This window comes from Polaromonas sp. P1_E1_2 (genome assembly GCF_056406035.1).
Genome location: NZ_JBFUAZ010000720.1, coordinates 1 through 1908, shown reverse-complemented (window position 1 = coordinate 1908; position 1908 = coordinate 1). Strand labels below are relative to the sequence as shown.

Sequence of the window (1908 nt, the reverse complement as noted above, 5' to 3'; positions counted from 1 at the left end):
CCGTTCAACTGCGTGTACTTGATGGCAGTGCTGGCACCAGTGGCTTTTTCGGTCTGATAGGCCAAAGAAGCGCCGATGGGGCCGTTTGCATAAGCAACGTTAAAGCTGGCGATCTTGCCGGCGCTGACAGTAGCGGTTTTGTTTTCGCCGAAGCTGTACATCGCAGCAGCAGAGAAACCAGCCAGATCGGGGGTCTGGTAGTACACGGAATTGCCTGGACGATCCTGGTAGCTGTTGCTGGCCCACACGCTGGTGGAAGGCGCGAACAGGAGCGAGTCAAAGCCAGCGGCACCGGAGCCCTTGACCATGTCGTACGGGGTCCACATTTTGCCGAGCTTCAGCTCACCGAAGCCACCAGACAGACCAACCCAGGACTGACGGCCAAAGATTGCATTGGAAGTCGCGGCGGTATAGGGGTTGGTGTAGTTGTTTGCAGCACCGGTGCTGGGATCAAAGCCGGCTTCCAGCAGGAAGTTGGCTTTCAGGCCGCCGCCGAGGTCCTCAGAACCCTTCAGGCCGAAACGGCTGGTCTGCAGACCACCACCGCTACCGGAAAAAGGATGGGCAACGTTCACGCCGGACTGGCTGATGTTGTTGTCCTTGACGGTACCAACCCAAGCGTCCACGAGGCCATAAACGGTCACGGTGGACTGGGCAGAAGCCATGCCGGAAACTGCCAGCACAGCCAAAGCAACTAGGCTTTTCTTCATCATTAGAAAATCTCCAAAAAGGTGGAAAACAAAACACTGCTACGAAACAAACATTTATAAGGGCTCAGTGACTACCCTTAGACCGATTTAACCAAAGAGTCACAAATCACACCAAGCCTTATCTCTACTATTAGCAACGTTCATACCCGAGTTGTTGGTCCCTAACAACGCATCGCATTTTGCGCACGCTGGAGGTGCGCGCACGAATGCGCCGGCCGGGCGATGCCGTACGAGGGAAGCTTCCAGGCAGCCGAGGCAGGCCGCCCCAAAGCAGGGCACCCGCCCCCAGATGCCCTGCCTTGGTGAAAAACACAAACCCAAGTCGTTTTTTGTCTCCGGGAAGCGTTATGGCTCAAAAAAACAGGCAGGAAAGGGGACAGGCTGGCGCAATGTGGCATGAACCGTTGTAAACGCGAGTCACTCTGMTGCCGCCAACCCGCCAGACGCCCCGGATTAGAGGTCAAACCCWAGCCACCGGTTGCGCATGACTGCGTCGTTCTCCAGCCTCGCTTAAAACGATCTTCAGCATCAGAATTTGAGAGGGGAAACACAATTTCCTGGCAGCCTCCCAAGGTTTGCCGCCAACATCAACCGGGGCAGGAAAACATCGGGTTTTCCCCTGTCGCAAAAGTGATACCCCCCGTATTGCCTCTCTTTACGGGCCGCCGCATCCCCACTAATCTTTGCTCCATCGAGTCAAGCCGGTGTGTGCATTTACGGCAATGACTGCGAAGGTTTTCCCTCAATTAAAACTCTCTGGAGACTCCATGAAAAAACTGACCCTCGTTGCAACTGCGATCATGGGACTTTTGTCCACTTCCGCCGCCATGGCACAAAGCACTGTGACCGTGTATGGCATTGTTGATGGCGGCGTCAACCATGTCACCGGCCTGCGAAGCGGGGCGATCACCCACATTGCCAGTGGCATCATGGAAGGTTCACGCTTCGGCCTGCGCGGGACCGAAGACATCGGCGGCGGCTACAAGGCCATTTTTACGCTTGAGAACCGTTTTGAAGTCGACACGGGAGCCATGTCGAATTCAGCAGCCTCTGGTACTCAAATGCCGGATCGCATGTCTACCGCCGCAGGACTTGGCTTGACCACGCTTCCCATTCCGGCAGCTTCTACGGCCGCGCTGATCACTGCTGTAAATTCATCGATCGGAAGCACGATTGGCGTGAACCTGCCTGGTACCAC

At 55.9% G+C, this 1908-nt stretch carries 2 protein-coding genes; one reads left to right on the top strand and one right to left on the bottom strand.

Annotated elements, in window-relative coordinates; all coding sequences use genetic code 11:
- On the bottom strand, nucleotides 1-710 hold a 710-nt coding region (locus AC1D1P_RS22135; protein WP_477674463.1), incomplete at its 3' end, for a porin.
- 767 nt (nucleotides 711-1477) lie between these two features.
- On the opposite strand from AC1D1P_RS22135, the gene AC1D1P_RS22130 reads away from it, so the two are divergent.
- The coding region (locus AC1D1P_RS22130) for a porin (protein ID WP_477674462.1) at nucleotides 1478-1908 on the top strand (431 nt) is incomplete at its 3' end.